This window comes from Vibrio sp. Vb0937, assembly GCF_033338855.1.
Genome location: NZ_JAWOTK010000461.1, coordinates 1 through 1,037 on the forward strand (window position 1 = coordinate 1; position 1,037 = coordinate 1,037).

Annotated in this window: 1 protein-coding gene and 1 pseudogene; both read left to right on the plus strand. The window is 47.4% G+C overall.

Annotation, left to right across the window (positions count from 1 at the left end):
* A pseudogene (slmA, locus tag R7P67_RS26520) lies at window positions 1–154 on the plus strand (nucleoid occlusion factor SlmA); the annotation flags it as partial.
* Window positions 155–159: 5 nt separating this feature from the next.
* Window positions 160–1,037 (plus strand): LpxL/LpxP family Kdo(2)-lipid IV(A) lauroyl/palmitoleoyl acyltransferase (gene lpxL, locus R7P67_RS26525; protein WP_318086544.1); only part of this gene is annotated, 878 nt, incomplete at its 3' end.

The following is a 1,037-nucleotide window of genomic DNA, read 5'->3' on the forward strand; positions in this document are numbered from 1 at the left end:
TAAATCTTTCCCTGTAGAAGAGCGCATTCTTGCTGCGCAAATTCTTGGGCAAGTTGAAGGCAGCCTGAACCGTTTTGTGCGCAGCGATTTCAAGTACCAACCTACTGCAAACTTTGACGAGTATTGGGCACTACTCAGTGCACAAATTAAGTAGAGATTATGAGTAAAGACAAATACACGCAGCCCGAGTTTTCTCTTTCCCTTCTCCATCCTCGTAACTGGGGAGTTTGGCTTGGGTTTGGTCTACTGGCTATCATCGTCAATATTCTTCCTTATCGCCTATTACTGTCTTTGGGGCGTTCACTTGGCAAGCTAGGCATGCGCTATGGCAAAAAGCGCGTGCATATCGCGAAGCGCAACCTTGAGCTGGCATTCCCCGCGAAAACGCCAGAAGAAGTGCAACATATCGTGGAAGAAAACTTCAAGAATACCGGGATGGCACTGATCGAAACCGGTATTACATGGTTTTGGCCTACATGGCGCTTCAAAACGCTCATTATCGAGAAAGACATCCACGCTCTAAAAGAAAAAGGCGCGGAAGGGAAAGGCGTATTGTTGTGTTGTGTGCACGCTCTTAACTTAGAAATTACCGCGCGAGCTTTTGCTGTTTTAGGTGTTGCGGGTTACGGCGCATTTCGTCCTCACAACAACCCAGCGTACAACTTCATCCAATATTGGGGGCGCACGCACAACGGCAACAAACTGATTGATCGCAAAGATGTGAAAAAGATGATTCGTGTACTGCGCAGCGGCGAGCGTTTGTTCTACTTACCTGACCACGATTACGGCCGCAATAAATCGGTCTTCGTGCCGTTTTTTGCCATTGATGACGCTTGTACAACAACCGGCACCAGCATTTTAGCCTACACATCAAAATGCGCGATCATTCCAGGTTCTGGTTTCCGCAATGACGAAGGCAAATACGAAATCATCGCTGATAAGTGCATTGAAGCCGATTACCCACAAAAAGATGAAGTGGCTGCAGCGGCTTACATGAACAAGTACGTGGAAGAAGTGATTTTGCGAGCACCTGAGCA